The sequence below is a fragment of the Variovorax sp. CF313 genome (assembly GCF_000282635.1).
In the GTDB taxonomy this organism is placed as follows: domain Bacteria; phylum Pseudomonadota; class Gammaproteobacteria; order Burkholderiales; family Burkholderiaceae_C; genus Variovorax.
Genome location: NZ_AKIW01000085.1, coordinates 15,381 through 39,918 on the forward strand (window position 1 = coordinate 15,381; position 24,538 = coordinate 39,918).

At 65.4% G+C, this 24,538-nt stretch carries 18 protein-coding genes; 9 read left to right on the plus strand and 9 right to left on the minus strand.

From position 1 onward, the window contains the following. Positions 1–7: 7 nt before the first annotated feature. From PMI12_RS21010 to PMI12_RS21040, 7 genes are all read right to left on the minus strand, one after another. Positions 8–880 carry a branched-chain amino acid ABC transporter permease gene (locus PMI12_RS21010; RefSeq protein WP_007836493.1) on the minus strand — a complete coding sequence of 291 codons (873 nt, stop codon included), beginning with the start codon at positions 878–880 and terminating at the stop codon, positions 8–10. A 34-nt stretch (positions 881–914) separates the two neighbouring features. Further along, a complete protein-coding gene (locus PMI12_RS21015) occupies positions 915–2,117 on the minus strand; it encodes an ABC transporter substrate-binding protein (protein ID WP_007836495.1) in 1,203 nt (400 codons plus the stop codon). A 129-nt stretch (positions 2,118–2,246) separates the two neighbouring features. Next, positions 2,247–3,464, minus strand: coding sequence for an aspartate transaminase (locus tag PMI12_RS21020; protein ID WP_007836496.1), 1,218 nt, complete (start codon positions 3,462–3,464; stop codon positions 2,247–2,249). 141 nt (positions 3,465–3,605) lie between these two features. After that, the gene (locus PMI12_RS21025; RefSeq protein ID WP_007836498.1) at positions 3,606–5,666 is read right to left on the minus strand and encodes an acetoacetate--CoA ligase; all 2,061 of its coding nucleotides are present in this window, start codon (positions 5,664–5,666) and stop codon (positions 3,606–3,608) included. After that, positions 5,663–7,978, minus strand: a complete 2,316-nt coding sequence (locus PMI12_RS21030) for a LamG domain-containing protein (protein ID WP_007836499.1) — start codon at positions 7,976–7,978, stop codon at positions 5,663–5,665. The genes PMI12_RS21025 and PMI12_RS21030 overlap by 4 nt, the downstream gene beginning before the upstream one ends. Further along, positions 7,975–8,952 (minus strand): Bug family tripartite tricarboxylate transporter substrate binding protein, encoded by a 978-nt coding sequence (locus tag PMI12_RS21035; RefSeq protein WP_007836500.1) that lies wholly within the window; start codon positions 8,950–8,952, stop codon positions 7,975–7,977. Before PMI12_RS21035 ends, PMI12_RS21030 begins: the two co-directional genes overlap by 4 nt. A gap of 47 nt (positions 8,953–8,999) precedes the next feature. Continuing rightward, positions 9,000–10,409 (minus strand): aminotransferase family protein, encoded by a 1,410-nt coding sequence (locus PMI12_RS21040; RefSeq protein ID WP_007836501.1) that lies wholly within the window; start codon positions 10,407–10,409, stop codon positions 9,000–9,002. Between the two features lie 71 nt (positions 10,410–10,480). Here PMI12_RS21040 and PMI12_RS21045 point away from each other — a divergent pair, with 71 nt between their 5' ends. Beyond that, positions 10,481–11,398, plus strand: a complete 918-nt coding sequence (locus PMI12_RS21045) for a LysR family transcriptional regulator (RefSeq protein WP_007836502.1) — start codon at positions 10,481–10,483, stop codon at positions 11,396–11,398. 33 nt (positions 11,399–11,431) lie between these two features. Here PMI12_RS21045 and PMI12_RS21050 read toward each other — a convergent pair whose 3' ends face one another. After that, positions 11,432–13,111: a tannase/feruloyl esterase family alpha/beta hydrolase gene (locus PMI12_RS21050; RefSeq protein WP_007836503.1), complete on the minus strand. Its 1,680-nt coding sequence runs from the start codon at positions 13,109–13,111 to the stop codon at positions 11,432–11,434. Positions 13,112–13,348: 237 nt separating this feature from the next. On the opposite strand from PMI12_RS21050, the gene PMI12_RS21055 reads away from it, so the two are divergent. The 8 genes from PMI12_RS21055 (at position 13,349) to PMI12_RS21090 (ending at position 23,650) form a co-directional block, all read left to right on the plus strand. Continuing rightward, positions 13,349–15,301 (plus strand): AMP-dependent synthetase/ligase, encoded by a 1,953-nt coding sequence (locus PMI12_RS21055; RefSeq protein ID WP_007836504.1) that lies wholly within the window; start codon positions 13,349–13,351, stop codon positions 15,299–15,301. Positions 15,302–15,444: 143 nt separating this feature from the next. After that, positions 15,445–16,236, plus strand: coding sequence for an ABC transporter ATP-binding protein (locus tag PMI12_RS21060; RefSeq protein ID WP_042673932.1), 792 nt, complete (start codon positions 15,445–15,447; stop codon positions 16,234–16,236). Positions 16,237–16,248: 12 nt separating this feature from the next. Then, entirely contained in the window at positions 16,249–17,178 is a 930-nt protein-coding gene (locus PMI12_RS21065) for a branched-chain amino acid ABC transporter permease (protein WP_007836506.1), read from the plus strand. A 10-nt stretch (positions 17,179–17,188) separates the two neighbouring features. After that, the gene (locus PMI12_RS21070; protein WP_007836507.1) at positions 17,189–18,253 is read left to right on the plus strand and encodes a branched-chain amino acid ABC transporter permease; all 1,065 of its coding nucleotides are present in this window, start codon (positions 17,189–17,191) and stop codon (positions 18,251–18,253) included. A 41-nt stretch (positions 18,254–18,294) separates the two neighbouring features. Beyond that, positions 18,295–19,647: an ABC transporter substrate-binding protein gene (locus PMI12_RS21075; protein WP_007836512.1), complete on the plus strand. Its 1,353-nt coding sequence runs from the start codon at positions 18,295–18,297 to the stop codon at positions 19,645–19,647. An 11-nt stretch (positions 19,648–19,658) separates the two neighbouring features. Then, positions 19,659–20,510, plus strand: coding sequence for an ABC transporter ATP-binding protein (locus PMI12_RS21080; RefSeq protein WP_007836513.1), 852 nt, complete (start codon positions 19,659–19,661; stop codon positions 20,508–20,510). After that, positions 20,498–21,841, plus strand: coding sequence for a phenylacetate--CoA ligase family protein (locus PMI12_RS21085; protein ID WP_007836514.1), 1,344 nt, complete (start codon positions 20,498–20,500; stop codon positions 21,839–21,841). The genes PMI12_RS21080 and PMI12_RS21085 overlap by 13 nt, the downstream gene beginning before the upstream one ends. A 426-nt stretch (positions 21,842–22,267) precedes the next feature. After that, the gene (locus PMI12_RS21090) at positions 22,268–23,650 is read left to right on the plus strand and encodes a tannase/feruloyl esterase family alpha/beta hydrolase (protein WP_237726145.1); all 1,383 of its coding nucleotides are present in this window, start codon (positions 22,268–22,270) and stop codon (positions 23,648–23,650) included. Between the two features lie 50 nt (positions 23,651–23,700). Here PMI12_RS21090 and PMI12_RS21095 read toward each other — a convergent pair whose 3' ends face one another. Beyond that, the gene (locus PMI12_RS21095) at positions 23,701–24,390 is read right to left on the minus strand and encodes a Crp/Fnr family transcriptional regulator (RefSeq protein ID WP_007836516.1); all 690 of its coding nucleotides are present in this window, start codon (positions 24,388–24,390) and stop codon (positions 23,701–23,703) included. Between the last annotated feature and the right edge of the window lie 148 nt (positions 24,391–24,538).

Below are 24,538 nucleotides of genomic sequence, written 5' to 3' on the forward strand. Positions count from 1 at the left end.
GTCGCTTTCAGAAGCGGGCCTTGCTGCTGAACAGGCCGTGCGGCCGGAACATGAGCATGAGCAGAAGCACGATGAAGCCGACGGAGTCGCGGTACTGCAGGCCGATGAAGCCGGCAACGAGGCTCTCGACGACGCCCAGCAGGCAGCCCGCGATGAGCGTGCCGCGCACGTTGCCCATGCCGCCCATGACGATCACGGCGAAGGTCTTCAGCGTGATCGACTCGCCCATGCCGCCGTAGATGCTCACGTTGATCGGCCCCGTCAGGATGCCCGACAGCGCCGCAATGGCCACGCCGATCAGGAAGGTGCGGCGCACCACCTGCTCGACGTCGATGCCGTTGACCTGGCAGCACTCGATGTTCTGCGACACGGCGCGGATCGAGCGGCCCAGGCGCGTGCTGCGCACCATCCACTCGAGCCCGGCGAACACCGCGAGGGTGACGACCACCAGGATCACGCGCTGCTGCGACATGCCGAAGTCGCCCATCTCGATCGGCTCCAGCCAGCCGCCCGAGAACACCTTGTAGCCGCCGCCGAAAGCCAGGATGACCACGTTCTGCAGGATGAGCGAAAGCCCCAGCGTGGCCAGCACGCCGGCCTGGAAGGGCTGGCCGATGAGCCGCTGCATCACGCTGCGCCCGATCAGCACCGCGATCACGCTGACGATCGCCACGCCGCCGACGATGGCCAGGCTGTAGTCGGCCATCAGCTTCGACATGACCCACCAGGCCGCGAAGGTGCCCAGCATGTAGTACTCGCCGTGGGCGAAGTTGATGGCCCGCAGCACGCCGAAGATCATCGTCATGCCGGCGGCCACCAGGGCGTAGACCGACCCGGTGATGATGCCGTTGACGATCTGTTCGAAGAGGAAGGAACTCACGGTGTTCTCGCAGGCCGGAGAAGGTGCTTCTTCTTCACTTCGCGCCGGCCGCGTAGTCGACCTTGGTCGCGATCATTCCCTTGATGGCCGGCTTGCCGTCGGTGATCTCGAGCAGCACCATGGGCATCACCGCCTGGTTGTGGTCGTCGAAGGTCACGACGCCCATGGGGCTGTCGTACCTGATCTTCGCCAGGGCGTTGCGGATGTCCTCGGCCTTGAGGCTGTTGGCGCTCTTGATCGCAGCCACGACGAGGTTCAGCGTGTCGTAGTGCGTGTAGGCATGGTTGTTCGGCATCTCGCCGCCGTTGGCCTTCTTGTAGTCCTCGACGAACTTGAGGCTGCGCGGCGCCGGCACCTCGGGCAGCCACGCGGCAGCTTCGACCGCGCCGTTCATGACCTTCGGCGCGGCGGCGATGGTTTCCTTCGTGTTGAACTCGCCGTTGCCGACCAGCGCCACCTTGCCGGCCAGCCCGAGTTCGAGCATCTGGCGGGCGATGATCGGCGTGGTGTCGGCCTGTCCGTAGAGGATGATGGCCTGCGCACCCGAGCGGCGGATCTTGCTCAGGACCGAGCGGAAGTCGGTCTCCGAGTCCTTGTAGTAGTCCTCGCTCAGGATCTCGGCGCCTTCGTACTTCGGCAGGTAGCGCTTGGTGAACTTGATGGCGCCGCGGCCGTAGTCGCTGTCGACCGAGAGCACCGCGAACTTCTTGAAGCCCTTGGTCTTCGACGCGTACTCCAGCACCGTCGCGGCCCGCACCTCGTCGGTCGGGTAGTTGCGGAAGGTCCACTTGAAGCCGCCCACGCCGGCCTTGTAGGTGATGTCGGGGTTCGACGAGGCCGCATTCACGAGCAGTACCTTCGATTCCTCGGCCAGCGGCTGCATCGCCAGCGTCACCGAGCTGCAGACGTCGCCGATGATCACCGGCGTTTTCTCGAGGCTGATCATGCGCTGCGTGGCGGCAACGCCCTCCGCGGGCACGCACTGGCTGTCCCCGCTCACGAGCTCGATCTGCTTGCCGAGCACGCCGCCGGCGGCGTTGATTTCCTTGGCGGCGAGCGCCGCGCCCTTGTTCGCGAAGGCCCCGTAGCGGGCGTTGGGGCCGCTCATGGGCGCGATGACTCCGATCTTGAAGGTGTCGGTCTGCGCACTGGCGGGCGCCAATGTGCAGAAGCCGGCGATTGCGGCAATGGCCACCAAGGCCGCGCCGCGCAATCTCGAGTTCGTGGGGTAGCTCATTGCTTTTCTCCGGGTCATGGAAGGGTTGAAGGAATGGTAGGAAGAGGGCGCTGCGGCGGCCAATACGTTATGGACCTTCGCCTATAAGGATTCTTGATAGGCAAGGTCCGCAGGCCCACAGGCCGGGGATCAGGCGAGCTTCGCCACTGCCGAGGCGATGCGCCGGCAGCCTTCCTCGATCTGCTCGACGCTGGTGGCCGTCGACATGCGGAAGTAGGGAGATACCCCATACGCCGTGCCCGCCAGCACCATGACGCCGCCCGCTTCAAGCAGGTAGATCACGACGTCGTTGTCGGTTTCCAGAGTCTTTCCCCCGGGCGTTCGCTTGCCGATCAGGCCGCCGCAATGGGGATAAAGGTAGAACGCGCCGCCAGGTGCGCGGGCGCGAATGCCCGGAATGTCGTTGAGCAGGCGGGTCGCGGTGTCGCGGCGCTGCCTGTAGGTGGCAACCCAGTCGGGGAGAAAGGCCGCGTCGCTGTTCAGGGCCGCCACGGCGGCGGCCTGGCTCACCGACGATGCGCCGCTGGTCGACTGCGACTGCAGCATGTCCAGCGCCGCGATGATGTCCGCGGGGCCGGCTGCATAGCCAATGCGCCAGCCCGTCATCGCGTAGGTCTTCGACACGCCGTTCACTACCAGCGTGCGGTCACGCAGGCCCGGCTCGATGGCCAGCAGATGGGGCAGCGCCGCGTCGGTGAAGCGGATGTGCTCGTAGATGTCGTCGGTCAGCACCATGACCTGGGGGTGGCGCATCAGCACGTCGGCCAGCGCGCGCAGCTGTCCGGCGGTGTAGGTCGTGCCCGTGGGATTGGTGGGCGAGTTGAAGACCAGCCAGCGCGTGGCCGGCGTGATGGCCGCCTCGAGCGCCTCGGGCGTCAGCCGGAAATCGTCTTCTTCCTTGCAGGCCACGGTGACCGGCGTGCCGTCGCAGGCCAGCACCATGTCGGGGTACGACACCCAGTACGGCGCCGGGACGATCACCTCGTGCCCCTCGTCCAGCGTGACCGACAGCGCGTTGAACAACGCGTGCTTGGCCCCGACCGTGACGATGATGTCGCGTGGGCTGTAGCTCAGCCCGTTCTCGCGCTGGAGCTTGGCCGCGATGGCTTCGCGCAGGGCCAGCGTGCCGGCGACGGGCGTGTAGCGCGTTTCGCCGCGTTCGATGGCCTTGCAGCCCGCTTCACGGATGTGCGCGGGCGTGTCGAAATCGGGCTCGCCGATGGCGAGGTTGATGATGTCCTTGCCGGCCCTGCGCAGCTCGGCGAACCGGTCCGCGGCGGCGCTGCTGGGGGAGGGCTTGATGCGGCGGATGCGCCTGGAAATGCGGGACGGGCTGGACGGGCTCACGTGACTTCCTCTTCGGTGTCGATGTCGGAGCCATGACGGTAGGAGCGTCCCGGTGCTAGCGCAAAGACGGACTTGTTCTAGGGGTGACGCATTTCCTTATGGGGCCTGCCATCGTCCGCATGCGCCCACTTGGTGATCGCATCAGCCCGTGCGGCGCCGGTACCTTTCGGCGAAATCCACGTACCAGTCGATGCTTCCAGGCTCGGCCAGCGCGTTGCGGCTCACGACCTTCTCGAGCGCGTGGCCCAGCAGGAGCTTCTTGACGGGCAGCTCCAGCTTCTTGCCGGTGATGGTCTTCGGGATCGTGTCCACCTGGATGATTTCGTTGGGTACGTGGCGTGCCGACAGGCCCGTGCGCAAGGCCTGCCGGATGCGCTGCTCCAGCGGCTCGTCCAGCTGGATGCCGGCCTGCAGCTGGACGAACAACGCCATGTACGAATCGCGCCCGAGGTACTCCAGGTCCACGACCAGGCTGTCCATCACTTCGGCCATGCCCTGGACCACGCGGTACAGCTCGGACGTTCCCATGCGCACGCCCTGGCGGTTGATGGTGGCGTCCGAACGGCCGTAGATCACGCCCGCCGTGGCGTCTGGCCGCGGCACCAGGCGCACCCAGTCGCCATGCCGCCAGACGTTGCGGCCCTGGCTGTCCTTGAAGCTCTCGAAGTAGCTGTCCAGGTACCGCCGATGGCCCGCATCTCCCCAGAAGTACAGCGGCATCGAAGGCAGCGGCCGGGTGCACACCAGTTCCCCCACCTCGTCCAGCACGGGTTGGCCGGCATCGTTCCACGCCTGCACGCAGGCGCCCAAGGTGCGGCATTGCATCTCGCCCGTGCGCACCGGCAGGGTGGGAAGCCCCACCAGGAAGCCGCCGGCAATGTCCGTTCCACCGGAAACGATGTTGAGCCAAAGGTCGCGCTTGACGGCGCCGTACAGCCATTCGCAAGCCTCAGGGGACAGGGGAGAGCCGGTGGACGATACCGTGTGCAACTGCCCCAGGTCCGCGATCTCGCGCGGCACGATGCCGGCCTTCAGGCACGCGTGGTGGATCGCGGCGCCGGCGCCGAACACGTGAACGCCCAGCCGCCCTGCCAGCTTCCACAGGTGGCCCCAGTCCGGCTCGGCACCGGCGCCGGTCACGGCGCCGTCGTACAGCACGAGGGTGGCGCCGCCCAGCAGCCCCAGGACATGCGCGTTCCAGACCATCCACGACGTGTTGGCCGCCCAGAAGACGCGCTCGCCCGGGTGCAGGTCGCCATGCAAAACCATGTTCACCATGCCGTTCGCAAGCACCCCGCCGTGGCCGTGGACGATGGCCTTGGGCAGCCCCGTCGTTCCCGACGAGTAAAGAATCCACAGCGGGTGGTCCGCCGGCAGGGCCGCCGGTTGCCAGGCCGCCTCGCGCGCGATGGCCTCCTGCCAGCGCACCGTCGTGCGGCCCGCGGCCTGTCCGGGCGGATGCGCAGCCGCGTCAAGGTGCGGAATCCAGAGGATGCCGGTGACCGTCGGCAACTCGCGCAGGATCTCGTCCAGCGCCCCGCGGCGGTCGAACGGCTTGCCGCCGAAGCGATAGCCATCCACCGCGACCAGCACCTTGGGCTCGATCTGCCGGAATCGGTCGCCCACGCTCACCGGCCCCATGTCCGGCGCGCACAGGGACCACACCGCACCCAGGCTGGCGGCGGCCAGGAACGCAACGACCGCCTGGGGGATGTTGGGAAGGTAGCCGGCCACCCGGTCGCCCTGCTGCACACCCAGGTCGCGCAAGGCCTGGGCCACCGATGCCACCTGACGCTGGAGCTCGACCCAGCTCATGGCGCCGGTGCCCGAGGCCTCGCTTTCGAAAACGATCGCGGGTGAGGCAAGGCGCGCGTGGCGGAACACCTGGTCGACCAGGTTGAGCCGGGCGCCTTCGAACCAGCGGGCGCCCGGCATGTCTTCGCCGGACAGGACACTCTCGTACGGTGCTCGCAACGGAAGCTCGAAGAAGGCCAGGACGGCGCTCCAGAAGCCCTCCAGGTCGGTCACCGACCATTGCCACAGGGCCTCGTAGTTCTCGAAGCGAAGGCCGCGCTCGCGATCCAGCCAGGCCTCGAAGCGGGTGATCAGGGCCCGCTCCTTGCGGGCCGGCGTGGGTGTCCACAAGGGTGCATCGGACGGTGCAGACACGGCGTGAGGGGCGATTTCTGGATGCGTGGTCATGGCGCAGTCTTGCTGGAGTGAACTCGCGAGGGGTTCCTGGGTGTCACACCGAAACGATGCAGCACATTGCCGAGCAACTTTCCGAAGAGCGGGTCGCTGCCAACCACCCAGGCCGCCCCGACTGCGCCTGCATGAAACACGCGCCCGCCTTGCGGCCGCTCCCAATAGATCATCTCGGCCGACAGTCCGTCGAGCGATTCGGTGAGTCTCGAGTAGTGGTCGAGGTAGGCGTCCATCTTCCCCGGGACGCGCCGGATGCCCTTGGCGATGACCTCGATGCCCTCTTGCGCGACGGGCAGGGAAGCACCCGGAGGGCAGCGCGTCGTCATCTTCGCCAGGGTCGAGAGGGTCAGGTCCCACTCGTGTCCGATGGCGCGCGGCAGCCCGCCGCCGGGCGCATGGCCGAAGGTTTCGCCCTTGCCGAGGCCCAGCGGCTGCGGCTCGTTGAAGAGCGCATGCGCCGGCAGCTCGACGTGGTAGACGCCGAAGTCGTCGCCGTCGGCGAAGGCCCAGCCCGCGGTTTCGAGGCCGATGATGTCCGCGGCCGGCCGGCCCGATGCCTTGAGCCGTCCGCCGCGCGCCCAGTCCTGGCTGTGGTACTGCTCGCCGAACGCGCCCGCTGGCGGGCCGACGGGCGGTCCGGCCTCGTCGTGATCGGGCCCGTTGACCTTCCGCTGCTCCATGACGGAGAAGTCCTCGTCGTAGCTCACGCGCAGGTACATGGTGTTGCCCGACAGCACGACCGCGCTGCCGCCGCGCTTCAGGAAATCGTCGAGCCCCTCCACGCCCGGCAGCGACCAGTATTCGCTGTGGCCGTTGATGAAGACGGTCTTGTAGCGCGCGAGCAGCGACGGGTCGCGGTGCAGGTCGATGTCGCCAACCACGTCGTAGTCGTAGCCCTGCTTCTCGAGCCATACGTGCAGGTGACGCTCGAGCCGCGTCCACTGGCTGAAGCCGCTCGCGGCCGGGTCGTAGAGCGCGTTGGGGCTGGCATTGGGCCAGGGCATGCGCAGGCCGACCTGGTAGCAGGGCTGGCCGTGGCGGTGGTAGACGTAGCTGCTGAAGGCCGGCGCTTCGGGATGGCTGTTCTCGAGGCCCTCCGAACGGCGCGGCCACACCGGATCGTCGACCACGTTCTTCGCGAAGGGCGTGGTGGCGTAGGCGAGCCAGCTGTTGACGGCGCACAGCACGAGGACAGGAGCGGGCGCCACGTGCGCGGGCTTGCGCACGATGAAAGTGATGTCGTAGTCCGCCTTGCGGCCTTCGATGTCGAAGCGCGCGCGGCCGACGTAGACGCCGGACCTGGCGTCGCCGGGAACGCGGAATTCGTGCACCGCGTCCCAGCGGCAGTCGTAGAGATCATCGCCGGCGAAACGCAGGCCGTGCCCGCGCGTCGGATCGTGGAGCGGGTCGTAGGGCGATTCGTCTTCTTCATAGTGGCCGACCTTGCCGGGCTCGAAGGCCGGGCCGACGATCATCCAGGTCGCGTGGTTGACGATGCGGCCGGTGCGTTGATGCCCGCTGGCATCGGCCACCTGCGAGCCGCGTTCTTCCCGCAGCGGCCAGCAGCCGAGTACCGAGCGGCCCGTCGGGATCTGCAATCCGCGTTGTTCGCGGCGCGCGGCGATCTCGCCGGTCGACAGCGCCCGGTCGTACAACGCCGGCATGACGAGGTCGGCTTCGAGGAACAGGTCGGCCTGGCCGCCGATGGCGCTCGCGCCGAGCCGCAGCGGCGCGGTTGCGGGCTGGACGGCCTGCAGTGCGGGCCACTCCGCGACGCACACGCCATCGATGCAGAGCGTTGCGAGCTCGCCGTTCCACGTGGCGGCAATGTGCTGCCAACGTCGCGTCGCGAGCCGGCCGTGCGATGGCGCGGCGTTGTCTCCCAGGTGGAACGACAGTGCCCCGCCTGGTTCGATGAAGAGCGCAAAGCCGCGGTGCGCGGGATCGTCGTGCTGGCTGACGATGGCCTGCCGTACATCGACCGTCCAGGGCTTGATCCAGCATTCGAAGCTCAACCCGCGCAGCGGCAGGCCGGCCGGCAAGCCGCGTTCAACATGCACATAGGAGCCGGGATGGATCGGCTGAACGCGCGCCTGATGCGGCGCGAATGCTTCGAGCGCCACGTCGTCGCTGCGTCCTTCGACGTCGCTGCCCAGCCGGTAGACCGCGAATTCGTAAGGCACGTCGCTGCTGACATGGAAGCGGACGAGATCGCCCGCCGCCACGGTCTTGGCATCGGCGTAGCCGTGGAGGCCGGGCAGCTGCAGCGGTTTGTGCGGCGGGATCGGGTGCGGGGCGGTCGCTGTCATTCCGACGTGAAGCCGGAGGCCTTCACCACCGGGGCCCAGCGCTTGATGTCGTCGACGATGAGCGCCGAGAGTTCTTCGGGCGTGCTCGGATTCGGATCGCTGCTGAGCTTCAGCAGCCGTTCCTGCACGTCCTTGTTGGCGAGTGCCTTGCCGAGCGCCGCATGCAGCTGGTCGACGATGGGCCGCGGCGTGCCGGCCGGCACGAAGAGGCCGGTCCATTCCAGGTTGTCGAAGTGCGGCTGGCCGAGTTCCTTGAGCGTCGGCACGTCGGGCAGCAATGCGGCGCGTCGGGTGCCGTTCACCGCCAGCACCTTGAGCTTGCCCGACTGCTGGTGCGCGACGAGATCGGCAATGGGCATGATGCCGGCCGAGATCTGGTTGCCGAGCAGGTCCTGCACCAGCGGCGCGGCGCCTCGGTAGGGCGCGGCCATGAGCCCCGCCTTGGCGTCGCTGCCGAGGCGGTAGCCCATGAACTGCGAGACGCTGCCCGGCGCAGGCACGCCGTAGTTCGCCTTCTTCGGATCCCTGGCGGCGATGTCGAGCCACTGCTTCACATCCCTGGCCTGCAGCTCCGCGGGCACCGCGATGCCTTCGTAGAAGCTCACGATGCGGCCGACGGGCTTGAAGTCCTTGACGGGGTCGTAGCGCACCGACTTCGTAGTGAGCGGCAGCATGACCATCATGTGCATGTTGGCGAGCAGCACGGTGAGCCCGTCCGCCGGCGCCGTGCGAACGTAGTCGGCCGCGATCGCGCCGCCTGCGCCGGTGCGGTTGTCGACGACGACGATCGTGCCGAGTTCGGCGGCCAGCTTGTCGGCGAGCGTGCGCGCCTGCACGTCGGCCGAGCCGCCGGCCGGATAGCCGACGATGAGCTTGAGCGGACCGTGCGTGGTGTTGATCTGCGCCGCGGCCGCGGCGGCGAAGGCCAATGCAGTGCAGGCGAATGCGGCCTTGAGGGTGGCAGAGAGCTTCATCGGGGGCTTTCCTGGGTGGGGTTGCGGAATCGGTGCGGTCGCCGGGTTCAGCGCACGAGGCCCTTGCGGGCGACCTCGTCGGCAAGATCGGTCAGCGACTTGTCGAGCAGCTCGGCCAACTCGTCGATCTCCGCTTCGGTGATCGTGAGCGGCGGCGTGATCATCTGGAAATCGCCGAAGGCGCCGAGGTTGGCCCGGCGGTTGTAGAGCGCGATGCCATGCTTCAAGCCGTGCTCGGTAAGCCGTGCGGGTGCGTTGAAAGCGACCGGCAGCTGACTGCGTTTCGCCTTGTCCGAGACGATTTCGATGGCGGTAAGCAGACCCTTGCCGCGCACGTCGCCGACGACCGGCGAGCGCGACGCGATGTCGCGCAGGCGTGCCATCAGCAGTTCGCCCATGTCGCGTGCGCGAACCATGAGGTCTTGCCGCACGACCTCGTCGACCACCGCGCGCGCGACCGCGCACGACAGCGGATTCGTGAAGTAGGTGTGGCCATGCACGAAGCCGCCGGCACCCGCGATCGCATCGACCATCCTGTTCGGTGCGAGCAGGCAACCGAGCGGCGTGTAGCCGGCGGCCAGGCCCTTGGCGAGCGTGACGAGGTCGGGGCGCGCGTCTTCCCAGTGGTGCGCGGCGAGGAAGGCGCCGGTGCGGCCGGCACCGCTCATGATCTCGTCGAAGATCAGCAGCACGCCGTGGCGGTTGCAGATCTCGCGCACGCGTCGGAAGTAGGCGGCCGAGGAAACCACCGCGCCGGTCGAGAGGCCGCCGATGGGTTCGAGGATGAAGGCCAGCACTGTCTCCGGGCCTTCGCGCAGGATGGTTTGCTCGAGCGCGTCGGCGCACGCCTTCTCGTGCGACTCGACCGTGTGGCCATCGGGCACGCGGTATGACAAGGGGGCCGGCACCTTGGGCATCGGGCGCACCATCGGACCGTACAGGTCGAGCGTGTTGGCATCGCCGGTGACCGCCAGCGCGCCGAGCGTCGAGCCGTGGTAGCTCGGATCGCGCGAGATCACCTTCGAGCGGCCGCCCTGGCCGGTCACGACCGCGTACTGGCGCGCCAGCTTGATCGCGGCCTCGTTGGCCTCCGACCCGCCCGACACGAAGAATGCGCGGTCGAAGCCCTCGCCCGCGAGTTCGCAGACGCGGTCGGCCAGCGCGATGTTGTGCTCGCTCTCGAAGAAACGCGGGTACGCGAAGGTCACCTTCGATGCCTGTTCGGTCATCGCGGCCAGCACGCGCGGATTGCCGTGGCCTATGTTCGCGACGACGGCGCCGGCGGTTGCGTCGAGATAGCGCTTGCCGTTCGCATCCCACAGGAAGATGCCTTCGCCGCGGGCGACGCGCGGCGGGCGGGCCGAACCCTTGGGTGCGTAGAAGCCGAGGACGGAGCCGCCCTTCGGCGCGTCGCCGATCCGGGCGATGCCAGTCGCGGGGGAGTTCGAGGTGTTCATGACCCGACGATACGAATCGCGGTCACTTTGCGGTAGACGCATGGAGTGATGAAGTGTTATACGTTCGTCGCATGAAGCACGTACATGACCGACTCGACCTGCTCGACACTTTCCAGAAGATCGGCGAGAGCGGATCGCTCAGCAAGGCGGCGCGGCTGCTGGGCACGACGCAGCCCACCGTCAGCCGTCGGCTGCTCGAACTGGAGCGGCTGCTCGGCTGCAAGCTGGCGCTGCGCACGACCGCGAGCTTTTCGCTCACCGACGAAGGGCGCTCGCTGCTCGTCGAGGCCCGCGACCTCGGCGACCGTTGGTCGGGCCTGTCGCAACGCCTGAAGGGCGGGCAGAGCCGACCTGAAGGCACGCTGCGCGTGATCGGGCCTTCGGGGTACGGAACGGGCTTCCTGACCGATGCCGTGACCGACCTGCGCGCGGCGCATCCGGCGCTGCGCGTCGAACTCACGCTGACCGATCGGGTGCTCGACCTGACCGCATGGGGCGCGGAATGCTGGGTCTGCGTGGGCGAGGTGCGCGATCCTGGCCTGGTGAGCCGCAAGCTCGGCATGATGGAGCGCGTGCTGATCGCCACGCCCGAATTGCTCAGGAAACTGGGGCCCGTCACCATCGCGCGTCTTCCGCAGTTGCCCTGCGTTGGGCTCGTGCCCTACGTGACCGGCAACGTGCGCATGCTGGATCGATCGGGCCGCTCCCGTATGGTGACGCTCGACACGCCGATCCAGACCGACAGCCTGTTGTCGAGCTACCGCGCGATCCTCAACGGAGCCGGCATCGGCGCGGCGGCCCCCTGGATGTGCCAGGACGACCTCAAGACCGGCCGGGTGCAGCGGGTGCTGGCGAATTGGTGGCTCGAACCGATCGCCATTCACGTCGCGCTGCCTCCGGGCATCTACAGGCCCGCGCGTGTGACCGCATTCATCGAGGCCCTCAAGGCAAGGATGTCTGCCCTTTCCGGGTTCCGGCCATCGTCCTGAAGGCAAGGCCGGTGGGCATGGAACGCGCTGGTGCTACGGCGACGTACAGGCAAAACTCGCCGCGGCGTTGGGATCGCCCCCAACGTACCGGGGGTACTGCGGATACCTGCAAAGTGGCCTGCTGGCAGGCGTCGCTCCTGCCGCAACGGTGCGCTGCGTGGCAACGATCGTCGAAGACGAGGGCTTGGTTCCTTTCTCGATCCACTCGAACATGGGGCCCGCCAGATCCACCTTGTCCGCCCCGTTGCCGCCGTTGCAGTGCTCCACGCCGGGGGCGGTGTAGTACTCGACGAATTCGTCCGCCGCGGATTGGCCGCCGCTCTTCTTGACGACGCTCTGGTAGTACTCGGTGGCGTTGTTCGCCGTAATCAGCCAGTCGGTCTGGCCTGTCCACAGCACCAGTTTTCCGCCTTTTGCCTTGAACCGGCTCAGATCAGGGTCGACGGCATCGAGCATCGCACTGAGCTGATCGAGGCGCGCCGTGTATTGCGCGGGATCCAGCAGGAGCGGGTCCACGGAAGCATCCTGGGCGACCATGTACTTGATGAAGTCGCCTCCCAGGTTGGAGGTCGATGCGCCCCATGTGGCCGCGGTCTCGCCACCGGGCAGAAAGCCGGGCCAGACGTAGCGGCCGTTGGCGATGCTGGTGGGGGCATAGAACGCCTGCGCGGACTCGACCTGCGCAGGTGTCAGGCAGGCATCGGTTTCTGCACCGTTGCATGCGAGTTCGACGGGATCGAACTGACAGGCTTCGGGCTTTCCGATGATCCTGTCGTTCAGTCCGTCGAGCCCGTCGCACTTGGCATACACGGCATCGCCGATCGTCTTGATCTTGGCGGCGCTCAGGGCCGCGCCTGGCTTCGCCAGTTGCTTCCCGATCTTCTGGTACCAGAGGAACTGCGACGTGAAGGCATTCGCCGGCGCGCGGGCGATGATGCCGTCGAAGAGATCCGGATGGCGTTGCGCCTGCATCAGCGCCTGGCGACCGCCGCCAGAGCAGCCCTCGTAGACCATCTTGGTGTTGGCGAACGAGTCGCCGTAGTGCGCGCGCAGGATCGACTTCGCCGGCACGAGGACCCGTGGAACGGATGCATACGCGTAGTCGGCGAGCATGTCCTCGTCGAGCGCGAAGGATCCTCCCGGTTTCGCAATCATGTCGTGCCCGTGGTTGGTGGCGATGGTCGCGTAGCCGCGCTTGGGCAGGTCTGGGCTTCCAACCGGGCTGACGGCAGGATCGCTGATGTAGCCAACATTCAGATAGCCATCGAAGCCGCCGCCGCCCCTGAAGACGGTGCGGTGATTCCACTCCGTGGGCATCCGTACGTCGAAGTCCAGGTCCTTCGGCATTTCGCCGCGCACGATGCAGTGCTCGGGCACGGCATCGGTGGCCGGCATGAAGGTCGCCTTGGTGATCGTCGCGCCGTCGAAGGTCCGGCCGAGGAACGCCTTGCATCGGCTCTCGGCGCTGGCTTGTTGGGTGTCGGGCACGACCGGTGCAGGATCGCCGCTGCCGTTGCTGCCTCCGCCATTGCCGCCGACAGTGCCGACTGCGCCGATGCCGCCCGCGAAACTGCTGCCGCCGCTTCCGCCGCCGCAGCCCGCTAGCGCCGCGGCCAGTCCGACCAGCGTACCGGTCGCGAGCGCGAGCCAGCGGGGCCGGCATGCAGGCTCGCGGCTTCGGATGGCGTTCAAGGCCGGGGATGAAAATTTCATGAGTTGTCTCCTGCGTTTGATTTGGCGCGGCCTTTGGACCGCAGTAGCACGGTAGGCAGGGGAGCAGGCGGCAAATGTCTGGTGCCGGACATTTCGGGGTTTGTCCGTAGTCGTCCGGGGATAACCCTCGATTGTCATGACCAAGACATTGCATCTCTCGCAGGGAATGAACACTCCAAACCTTGCTGCGCTGTGCAGAACACTCCGGGCCCTGGCCTGACATTTGGAGACTGGTGCGTGAAACCCGAGACAACATTTCCGGCCCTGCTCGCTTCGCAAGTGCGCGTGAGCGGTGCGCGCGTTGCGATGCGCGAGAAGAAGTTCGGAATCTGGCAGGCGCACTCCTGGCTGGACGTGTCGCGGTTGGTTCACGACCTGGCCTGCGGGCTGGCACAGGCCGGCGTATGCCGCGGCGACCACGTCGCGCTGATCGGTGGCAACCGCCCCCGCCTCCAGGCCTCGTTGACGGCGCTGCAGGCGCTCGGGGCCATCCCTGTGCCGCTCTATCAGGATGCGCCGGCGGCCGAGTACGCCTATCCGCTGGCCAGCGCGAAAGTTGCATTCGCGATCGTGGAAGAGCAGGAGCAGGTCGACAAGTTGCTCGAGGTGAAAGAGGGTTGTCCGGACTTGAGCCGGGTATGGTTCGACGACGGACGTGGCCTGCGCAAGTACCCCCAGTCGTGGCTTGGTTCACTCGATGCCCTGGTGGAAGCGGGGCGGCAGTTCGGTGCGGAGCATGCGGCCTTCTACGACGAGCAGGCTGCGCTGGTTCGACCCGACGATGTGGCAGCGATGTTCTTCACATCCGGCACGACCAACCTGCCCAAGGGCGTCGTGCATACGCATCGGTCACTGATCCTCAGCGCGCAATCGGGCAAGGCCTTTGATCGGATCTCCGAACGCGAAGAGGTGTTGGCCTTTCTGCCGCCCGCATGGCTCGGCCAGAACATCTTCTCGTACACCATGTGGCTGGCGAGCGGCTACACGGTGAATTTCCCGGAGTCGCCGGAAACCGTCGGCATCGATCTCAAGGAGATCGGTCCGACCTACTACTTCGCACCTCCGCGGGTGTTCGAAGAGATGCTCACGGCCGTCACGGTCAGGATGAACGATGCAAGCCTTCTGAAGCGAAAGGCGTACGACTATTTCATGGCCGTGGCGCGCAGGGTCGGCCAGAACGTCATGGCGGGCGAGCCGGTGACGCTGGTCGAGCGCCTGCAGTACGCGGTAGGCAATGTGCTTTTCTATCGCCCCTTGTGCGCTCAGTTGGGCATGAGCCGGATACGCGTTGCGTACACGGCCGGCGAGGCCATCGGTCCTGACCTGTTTGCCTTCTTTCGCTCTATCGGCATCAATCTCAAGCAGTTGTACGGCACGACGGAGACGGCCGTCTTCGTCTGCTTGCAGCCCGATGGCAAGGTCAAGCCCGACACCGTCGGCATTCCGGCGCCCGGCGTCGAGGTCAAGGTTGCCGCGAGTGGGGAGTTACTCGTGAAATCGCCCGGCACGCTCAAGGAGTACCACCAGAACTCGCAAGCGACCGCAGAGGTCCTGGACGCCGACGGTTGGTACCACACCGGCGATGCGGCCCTGATCGACGACGACGGGCATGTGCGCATCGTGGATCGTCTCAAGGACGTCGGCCGCCTGGCGGGCGGCAGCCACGACGGCGCGACCTTCGCACCCAAGTACGTCGAGAACAAGCTGAAGTTCTCGCCTTACATCAAGGAGGTGGTGGCCTTCGGCCACGCCAGGGACCGGGTGTGCGCCTTCATCAACATCGACTTCGAGTCCGTCGGCAACTGGGCCGAGCGGCGAAGCCTTTCCTACTCCGGCTACACCGACCTGGCCCAGAAGCCGGAAGTGGCCGAACTCATCCAGGGCTGCGTCGAGGCCGCGAACGCCGAACTCTCGGTGGACCACCTCGTGGCTGGAAACCAGATCAGCCGCTTTCTCATTCTTCACAAGGAGCTGGACCCGGACGATGGCGAGCTGACGCGCACGCGCAAGGTGCGGCGGGGTTTCATCGCCGACCGGTATCGGGTCCTGGTCGAAGCCCTCTTCAGCGGCGCCTCGGCGCAATACGTCGAGACCGAAATCAGCTTCGAGGACGGGCGCAAGGGATTCGCCGCGGCGACGCTGCCCATCCACGATGCCAAGACTTTCGCGATCCTCCAGCGTGCCGCTTGAGCCCGCATCGCGAACCCCACCAGAACAAACAAGGAGACCGCGTGCTGACAGCTGTACAGCGCGCGTCGGTGGCCACTGCCAGCCGACGTTCGCACGATTCGAGAAATGATGAGGCGGTGCCACGAGCGCCGCAGCTCGCGCCAATCGACGTCAAGGGCGCTCAGTCGAAGGGCGCAATCCTGGATGTCCGCAACATCACGTTGCGATTCGGTGGCGTCAAGGCGCTCACCGACATCAGCTTCGATGTTCGCGCGCACGAGGTGAGATCGATCATCGGGCCCAACGGTGCCGGCAAGAGCTCGATGCTCAACTGCATCAACGGCGTCTACCAGCCGCAGGAGGGATCGATCACCTTCCAGGGCAAGACCTTCAGGCACATGAACTCGCGCCAGGTCGCGGAGATGGGCATCGCGCGAACCTTCCAGAACCTCGCATTGTTCAAGGGCATGAGCGTGCTCGACAACCTGATGACGGGGCGGAATCTCAAGATGAAGGTCAATCCGCTTCTGCAGGCGCTGCGCTGGGGCCCTGCGGAAAGGGAAGAGCTGGCGCACCGGGAGCGCGTCGAGGAAATCATCGACTTCCTGGAGATCCAGCCCTTCAGAAAGACGCCCGTCGGCAAGCTGCCCTATGGCCTGCAAAAGCGCGTCGACCTCGGGCGAGCCCTTGCGATGGAGCCGGAGGTGCTGCTACTCGACGAGCCCATGGCCGGCATGAACGTCGAGGAAAAGCAGGACATGTGCCGCTTCATCCTCGAGGTGAACCAGGAGCTCGGCGTGACCGTGGTGCTCATCGAGCACGACATGAGCGTCGTGATGGACATCAGCGATCGGGTCGTGGTGCTGGACTACGGAAAAAAGATCGGCGACGGCACACCGCGCGAGGTGATGGCCAACGAAGAAGTCATCCGTGCCTACCTTGGCGCACAACACTGAGCAGGCACAGAGATGGGATTCTTTCTCGAAACGGTTTTCGGCGGCTTGATGGCAGGCATGCTGTATTCATTGATCGCCATCGGCTTCGTGCTGATCTACAAGGCCTCAGGCGTCTTCAACTTCGCCCAGGGAGCGATGGTGCTTTTTGCGGCGCTGGCGATGGCACGCTTCTCAACCTGGATTCCACAGTGGCTTGGCTTCGAGAGCCAGCTCCTCGCGAACCTGCTGGCCTTCCTGGCAGCGATGGCAGTGATGGTGGCGGTCGCCTGGGCGATCGAGCGGCTGGCCCTGCGGCACCTGGTGAACCAGGATGGCGTCACCTTGCTTATGGCCACGTTGGGCGTTGCCTACTTTCTTGACGGTCTCGGGCAGACGCTGTTCGGCAACGACATCTACAAGATCGATGTAGGCATGCCGAAGGAGCCGCTGATGGTTCTTGAGAGCACCTTTCAAGGCGGGTTGCTCCTGAGCCAGGAAGACCTAGTGGCTGCTGCCATTTCCACTTTGTTGGTCATCCTGCTCGCGGTCTTCTTCCAGAAGACGGCCACCGGGCGGGCCTTGCGCGCGGTGGCGGACGATCACCAGGCGGCGCAGTCGATCGGCATTCCGTTGAACCGCATCTGGGTGATCGTGTGGTCCGTTGCGGGGTTCGCCGCGCTGGTCGCGGGAATCATCTGGGGATCGAAGCTGGGCGTGCAGTTCTCGCTGTCGCTCGTGGCACTCAAGGCGCTGCCGGTGGTGATCCTGGGCGGGCTGACGTCCATTCCCGGCGCCATCGTGGGCGGTCTGCTGATCGGTGTGGGAGAAAAGGTGTCCGAGATATACCTCGGCCCTCTGCTGGGTGGCGGCATCGAGATCTGGTTTGCGTATGTGCTCGCGCTTGCATTCCTGCTGCTTCGTCCGCAGGGATTGTTCGGCGAAAAAATCATCGATCGCGTCTGAGGCACACCCCATGATCTACAACGAAAACGGTCAATTCAAATCGACGTACCGGGCGGACCAGCAGATCCTGCCGATCTCCCAGGATCGCGTGTTCATCGCATGTGTTCTGGCCGTCGCGTTCCTGGCCATGCCCTGGCTGGCCTCCGAGTACTGGCTTCGCGCCATTCTCATTCCGTTCCTCATCCTGTCCCTTGCTGCGCTGGGGCTGAACATCCTCGTGGGGTACTGCGGCCAGATCTCGCTCGGGACCGGCGCGTTCATGGCGGTGGGCGCCTACGCGGCCTACAACATGCAGGCGCGGGTGGAGGGAATGCCCCTGATCCTCTCGCTGCTGGTGGGCGGTCTGTGTTCGACCGCGGTCGGCGTGCTGTTCGGCATTCCAAGCCTGCGGATCAAGGGGCTGTACCTGGCGGTGGCAACGCTCGCCGCGCAGTTCTTCGTCGACTGGTCCTTCCTGCGGGTTCAATGGTTCACCAACTACTCGGCATCAGGCTCTGTCAGCGTGTCGAACCTCCAGATCTTCGGCATGCCCATCAGCACGCCGGCACAGAAGTACATCCTGTGCCTGAGTGCCCTGGCGCTGTTCGCATTGATGGCCAAGAACCTGGTGCGCGGCGCCATCGGCCGGGAGTGGATGGCGATGCGGGACATGGACGTCGCAGCTGCCGTCATCGGCATCCGGCCCGTGTACGCAAAGCTGACCGCCTTTGCGGTGAGCAGCTTCATCGTGGGTGTCGCCGGTGCGCTCTGGGGCTTTGTCCATCTGGGCAGTTGGGAACCCAGTGCGTTCAGCATCGAGCGTTCGTTCCAACTGCTGTTCATGGTGATCATCGGCGGCCTCGGTTCCATCGTGGGCAGTTTCTTCGGCGCGGCATTCATCGTGCTGCTCCCGCTTCTGCTCAACCAGATGCCGGCCCTGCTGGGTGTGCCGATCTCGACCACGCTCGCATCGCACCTTGAGGCGATGATTTTCGGCGCGCTGATCGTCTTCTTCCTGATCGTCGAACCGCACGGCCTCGCCCGCATGTGGGGCACCGCCAAAGAGAAATTGCGGCTCTGGCCCTTTCCGCATTGAGCCCCCTCCTTCCAACACAAACCAAGAGACAGTCAACAGCCATGTTCACGAAACAATTCATCTCTCTTTCGATCGCCGTTTCGGCGAGCCTGGTCTTCGCTCAGGGCAGCCTTGCACAGACGGCGCCGTCGTCGACGCTGGTCAAGGAGCAGTTCGTTCCGTTGCTCGTGTATCGGACGGGTCCGTATGCACCGAGCGGCACGCCGTGGGCCAACGGCAAGCAGGACTACCTGAAGCTCGTCAACGAGCGCGACGGCGGCGTGAATGGTGTCAAGTTCACCTATGAGGAATGCGAAACCGGGTACGCAACCGACCGCGGGGTGGAGTGCTACGAGCGCCTCAAGGGCAAGGGCCCCACGGGCGCGACCGCATTCGATCCCCAGGCGACGGGCATCACCTTTGCGTTGACCGACAAGGCACCGCTGGACAAGGTCCCGCTCATCACGCCGGGATACGGTCGCTCCGAAGCGGCCGATGGCGGTGTCCTGAAGTGGAGCTTTCCGATCGCTGGTTCGTACTGGACGGCGGCCGACATCCTGATTCAGTCCCTCGGCCGCAAGGCAGGCGGGCTCGACAAGCTGAAGGGCAAGAAGGTGACCTTCGCGTACCACGACTCGCCCTACGGCAAAGAGCCGATCCCCGTTCTGCAGGAGCGCGCGCGCATGCATGGCTTCGATCTGCAATTGCTCCCGGTGACCGCGCCGGGCGTGGAGCAGAAAGCGACATGGCTGCAGATCCGCCAGGCGCGGCCGGACTACGTCGTTCTCTGGGGCTGGGGGGTGATGAACTCCACGGCCCTCAAGGAGGCACAAGCGACGGGTTATCCGCGTGAAAAGATGATCGGCGTGTACTGGTCCGGCACGGAGCCCGACGTCAAGGACGTGGGCGCCGGCGCCAAGGGCTACAGCGCGATCAACATGCAGAACCTTCTGGGGGGTACCAAGGCCACCGAGGAGATCCTCAAGCACGTGCATGGCAAGGGCCAGGGTACCGGGCCGAAGGAGGAGGTCGGCTCCATCCTCTACAACAACGGCATGATCATTTCGATGATCACCGTCGAAGCCGTTCGTCGCGCACAGGAGCGGTTCGGCAAGGGCAAATCCATGACCGGCGAGCAGGTCCGCTGGGGGCTGGAGAACCTGAACCTGGATCAGAAGCGACTGGATGCGCTGGGCTTCGGCAAGCTGAAGAACCCGATCAGCACCTCGTGCAGCGACCACATGGGCATGGCGACGGCGCGTGTCCAGACGTGGGACGGCGCCAAGTGGCAGTTCGTGACCGACCCGATCGAGGCGGACATGACGATCCTCAAGCCCATGATCAAGACTGCTGCCGACAAGTACGCCGCCGAGAAGAAGATCGCGCGTCGTGCGCCCGAAGACTGCCAGAGCTGAAGAGGACAGCAATGAGCGTCGTGGCTTTCAAGGAAAGAAATGCCGTGGCCGGCTCGCAAGCCGAGCCGCTGCTGGTCGTCAATGGGATCGAGGTGATCTACAACCATGTGATCCTCGTGCTCAAGGGGGTGTCGCTGACCGTTCCGCAAGGCGGCATCGTGGCGCTGCTCGGAGGCAACGGTGCCGGCAAGACCACCACGCTGCGCGCGGTCTCGAACCTGCTTGCCGGCGAGAGAGGTGCTGTGACGAAGGGCAGCATCACGCTTCGCAACGAGCGCATCGAGGCGCTCACGCCCGCCGATCTGGTTCGTCGCGGACTGGTGCAGGTGATGGAAGGCCGGCACTGCTTTGCGCACCTGAGCATCGAAGAGAACCTGATGACCGGCGCCTATACGCGCACCGATGGCAAAGCCGCGGTGCTGCAGACCCTGGAGAAGGTCTACGCCTACTTTCCGCGGCTCAAGACGCGGCGGACCAGCCAGGCCGCCTACACCTCCGGCGGCGAGCAGCAGATGTGCGCCATCGGACGCGCGCTGATGGCCGACCCGAAAATGGTGCTGCTCGACGAGCCATCGATGGGGCTCGCGCCGCAGATCGTCGAGGAGGTCTTCGCCATCGTGAAAGATCTCAACGACAAGGAGCATGTGACCTTCCTGCTCGCTGAGCAGAACACGAACATGGCGCTGCAGTACGCAGACTATGGCTACATCCTCGAGAGTGGCCGGATCGTGATGGACGGCCCTGCCGCCAGCCTTCGGGAGAACGAGGACGTCAAGGAGTTTTACCTCGGCGTCGGTGGGGGGGATCGCAAGAGCTTCCGGGATGTGAAGAGCTACAAGCGGAGAAAGAGATGGTTGTCGTGACTGAAGCAAAGTTGGCCCCGGTGGCCGTGGCAAAGGGCTCGAGGGCCAAGCGGGCCAGTGGCCTGTACTTCGACGCGCTCGACGTGCGGGCTGTCTCGGAGCGCGAGCGTGCGCTCATGGCGGCCCTTCCCCGGCAGATCGCTCATGCGATGACGACGGCTCCCGCGTTGGGGCACATTCTTCGCGACGTGAACGCGTCTTGCGTGACGAGCCGCTCAGTGCTTGCCACGCTTCCAGTCGTACGAAAGCACGAAGACTTCATGGAACGCCAGGCGGCGAGAACTGCGCACGATCCCTTTGCGGGGTTCTCGGCGGTTGGATGGAGCGGCGTGCACGGACCATCCAGCGTGCGTCGGGTCTTTCAGTCACCCGGGCCCTTGTATGAGCCCGAAGGCCACGGCGGTGATTTCGAGCGCACAGCGCGAGCGATGTTCGCGGCAGGCTTCAAGCCCGGCGAGCTCGTGCACAACAGCTTCAGCTATCACTTGACCCCTGCCGGCGCCATGATGGAGGCGGGTGCGCTGGCCCTGGGTTGCGCGGTCTTTCCTGGCGGAACCGGCAATACGGATCTTCAGCTTCGGGCCATCGTGGATCTGCGGCCGACCTGCTATGTGGGAACGCCCAGCTTCCTGAAGGTGCTGCTGGAGCGCGCAGCGGCTCAAGGCATCGCGCGCCTGTCTTTCACCAAGGCGTTGGTTTCGGGCGAGGCCTTTCCGTCGGTTGCCCGAAGCTGGCTCCAGGAGCGCGGCATCGATGCCTACCAGTGCTACGTGACGGCCGAGCTAGGCCTGATTGCCTACGAGACGGCACCGCGTGAGGGCATGGTCCTTGACGAAGGGGTGATCGTGGAGATCGTGCGACCCGGAACCGGGGATCCGGTTGCGGAGGGAGAGATTGGCGAGGTGGTGGTGACATCGCTCAACCCGGACTGCCCGTTGATCCGATTCGGCACCGGTGACCTGTCGGCGGTGTTGCCGGGGCCCTGTCCCTCGGGTCGGACCAACGTTCGCATCCGGGGGTGGCTGGGGCGGGCCAATCAGACGGCAAAGGTGCGTGGCATGTTCGTGAGCCCCCAGCAGGTGGCAGAAGTTGCTCGCCGGCATCCTGAAGTTGGACGCACCCGTCTCGTGATCGGCGGAAGCAGCGCAAGCGCCTGGGAGCCCGATGCCATGACGCTGAAGGTGGAAGTGGTTAACGCTGCGTCCGGCCTGCACGAGTCGCTGGTGGCCAGCATGCGGGAGGTGACCAAGCTGCGCTGCGAGGTCGAGATCGTCGTGCCGAACAGCCTGCCGAACGACGGCAAGGTGATCGATGATCTGCGAGAGCAATGAGCGGTCTCGATCGCGACGATGCGGACAAACCCTGAAATGTCCAACAGCAGACATTTCAGGCTTTTCCAGCGTCCTACTGTCTCTATGCGCACTGACATTCAGCCGCACAAACCAGTAGGAGACAACTTCATGAAGAACCCGTTACTCACGGCCCCAATGGTCAGGGCGCGTGGCCCGTTCAAGCGTTCGCTTGCAGGGCGATCGACCTGGCGCGTACGCGCTGCCATGTCGACGTTTGTCTTGTTGACAGCAGCGTCCGGATGTGGAGGCGGTGGCGGCGGCAGTCCTGCTCTGACGTTACCAACGACCCCCCCGGCACCCGTATCGCCCGCACCGCCGGCCGGGCCAGTGGTGCCGGAGACTCCGCAAGTCAGTGCTGAGAGTCAGTGCCACGCGTTCGTCGGCCAAACCTTCGGGGATGCGACTGTGACGAAAGCCACTTTCGTGCCGACGACCGGCAATGTGCCCGAGTATTGCGTAGTGCTTGGTGAGATGGCGAAGGACCTGGACTTCGAGGTGCGCATGCCCACCGATTGGAACCATCGCACGGTGTTCATGGGCGGGGGGGGCTTCGACGGCGTCATTGCTTCGCCCGCCGTCTATCCCTCGGTGAGCCCTGATCTGGCCGTTCGCCGCTACGCGACGATTGCGACCAACCACGGTCACAACAGCACCAATGGAATGGATGCCTCGTGGGCACTCGACGATCAGATGTTCAGCGACTATGCGAATCAGTCGGTTCCAAGAGTGCTCGCGCCGGCGAAGGCGATTCTGAAGGCTCGCTATGGCAATGCCACTCAGAACACCAAGATCGTGTTCGAAGGCTGCTCTGGCGGAGGACGGCAGGCGTTGCTGCAGGCCCAGCGCAATCCCGAGTTGTTCGACGGGATCATTGCACGGGCTCCTGCCAATGCCTTCAACCCGCAGTTCCTCTCCTACCAAAAGGTCTTCAAGCAACTCGCGAAGCCGGGTGCCGCGCTGACTGCGCCCAAGATCAATGCCATCGCCAATGCCGTGTACGCGAAGTGCGATGGCCTCGATGGTTTGAACGACAGAATCATCGGTCGACCCGATGCGTGCAGCTTCGATCCTGCCGAGCTTGCTTGCACTGGCGCAGAGACTGACTCCTGCCTCACGCCGGCGCAGGTCGAGTCGGCGCAAACCATCTACTCGTCGACCAACGTGGCCAACGGCCGCTATGTCTGGCCGGCCTTTCCGCCGGGCGGCGAAGAGGGATCTTCATTCACGGGGTCGGAGTGGGGCGGTGCGACATCGAAGGGCTTGATGGAGGGCTACATCAAGTACATGGTTGCCCGGGATGGCACCATTGACCCTCTTCAGCTCGACCCTGCGCAGTACACCGCGCGGATCGACGAGCTTGTCTCTATGATGGACGCGACCGACCCTGACCTCAGCAGATTCAAGGCGCGCGGTGGCAAGTTGATTCTGTGGACAGGCCTGTCGGACTGGCTTATCACCGCGAACAATGCCACGGCCTACTATCAAAGCGTCGTGCAGAGGAGCGGCGGGCAGGCTGCTGCCGACGAGTTCGTCGAGTACTACACCGCGCCCGGGGTGGGTCACTGTGCACTTGGAAATGGAGCCGACAAGGTGGACTTGGCCGGTCCCATGTTCGAGTGGCTCGAGCAAGGCGTCGCGCCATCGAGTGCGCCGATCACCGCATCGACGCTGTTCGTGCTTCCGGGCACCACGTCCAAAAGCCGGCCTCTGTGCAGGTATCCCCAGTATCCGAAGTACATCGGCGGCGACCTCGATGCGGCCGCCAGCTTTGTGTGCGCGTCAAGCTAGCGTTTCCTGGCCGCCCGGGGAGGGCCGGGCTGTAGCGCTTTGAGAGCGAATCAGCTCGTGCGCGCGAAGTGCTGCAGGCCGGGCAGGTCAAGGATCTCGATGGTTCCGTAGCGGGCGCGCAGCAGCCCGGCCTCCTCCAGTTCGTGAAGGGCCTTGTTGGTGTTCTGCCGCGCAAGACCACTGAGGCGCGCGATCTCTTCCTGAGAGATCGCGAGCTGCTTGTTTGTGGAGGGGAAGAGCTGCGGATTGAACAGCTCCGACACACAGAAAGCCACACGCGCCGTGGCCTCCTGAAACCTGAAGGTCTCGACCAGGGAGACGTAATACGCGAGGCGTGCATTGAGTTGATCGATGACCCAGCGGCTGAAGAATGAGCTGTCGTCGATGAGCCACTGGAACGTGGCGCGCGGCAGGAATGCAACGCAGCTGTCGCGGATGGCAACCACCGCATAGGGCCTGGGTTCGCCCTTGATGACAGCGCCTTCACCGAACCATGAGCCGGACGGAACTCCCGAAAACGTGGTGCTTCGGCCGTCCTCGGCGACCTTGTCCACCTTCAGCATGCCCTCGACAACGCCCATCCAATGCACGGCGGGCTGGCCGAGAGCGCATATCGTGGCGCCGGCCTGGTACTCGCGTGCGAACGCGTCTCGGCTGACGCGGGCCAACTGCTCGTCAGTCAGTCCGGTGCTCCAGGTGGAAGACGAAAGAAACTCCTGCAATCGACTCGTGCCGGACATGGGTTGCGACAGATATAGCGGTATTGCTTTTATTTTCTGTCGCTGCGATGGGGATCGCAACAAGACCAACCCTACCCATGCAGGGGTGCGGTGCCCCCGAATTTCAGGGGCGGAAGCTGCCCTGTATGTCCTGTGCAAGACATTCACG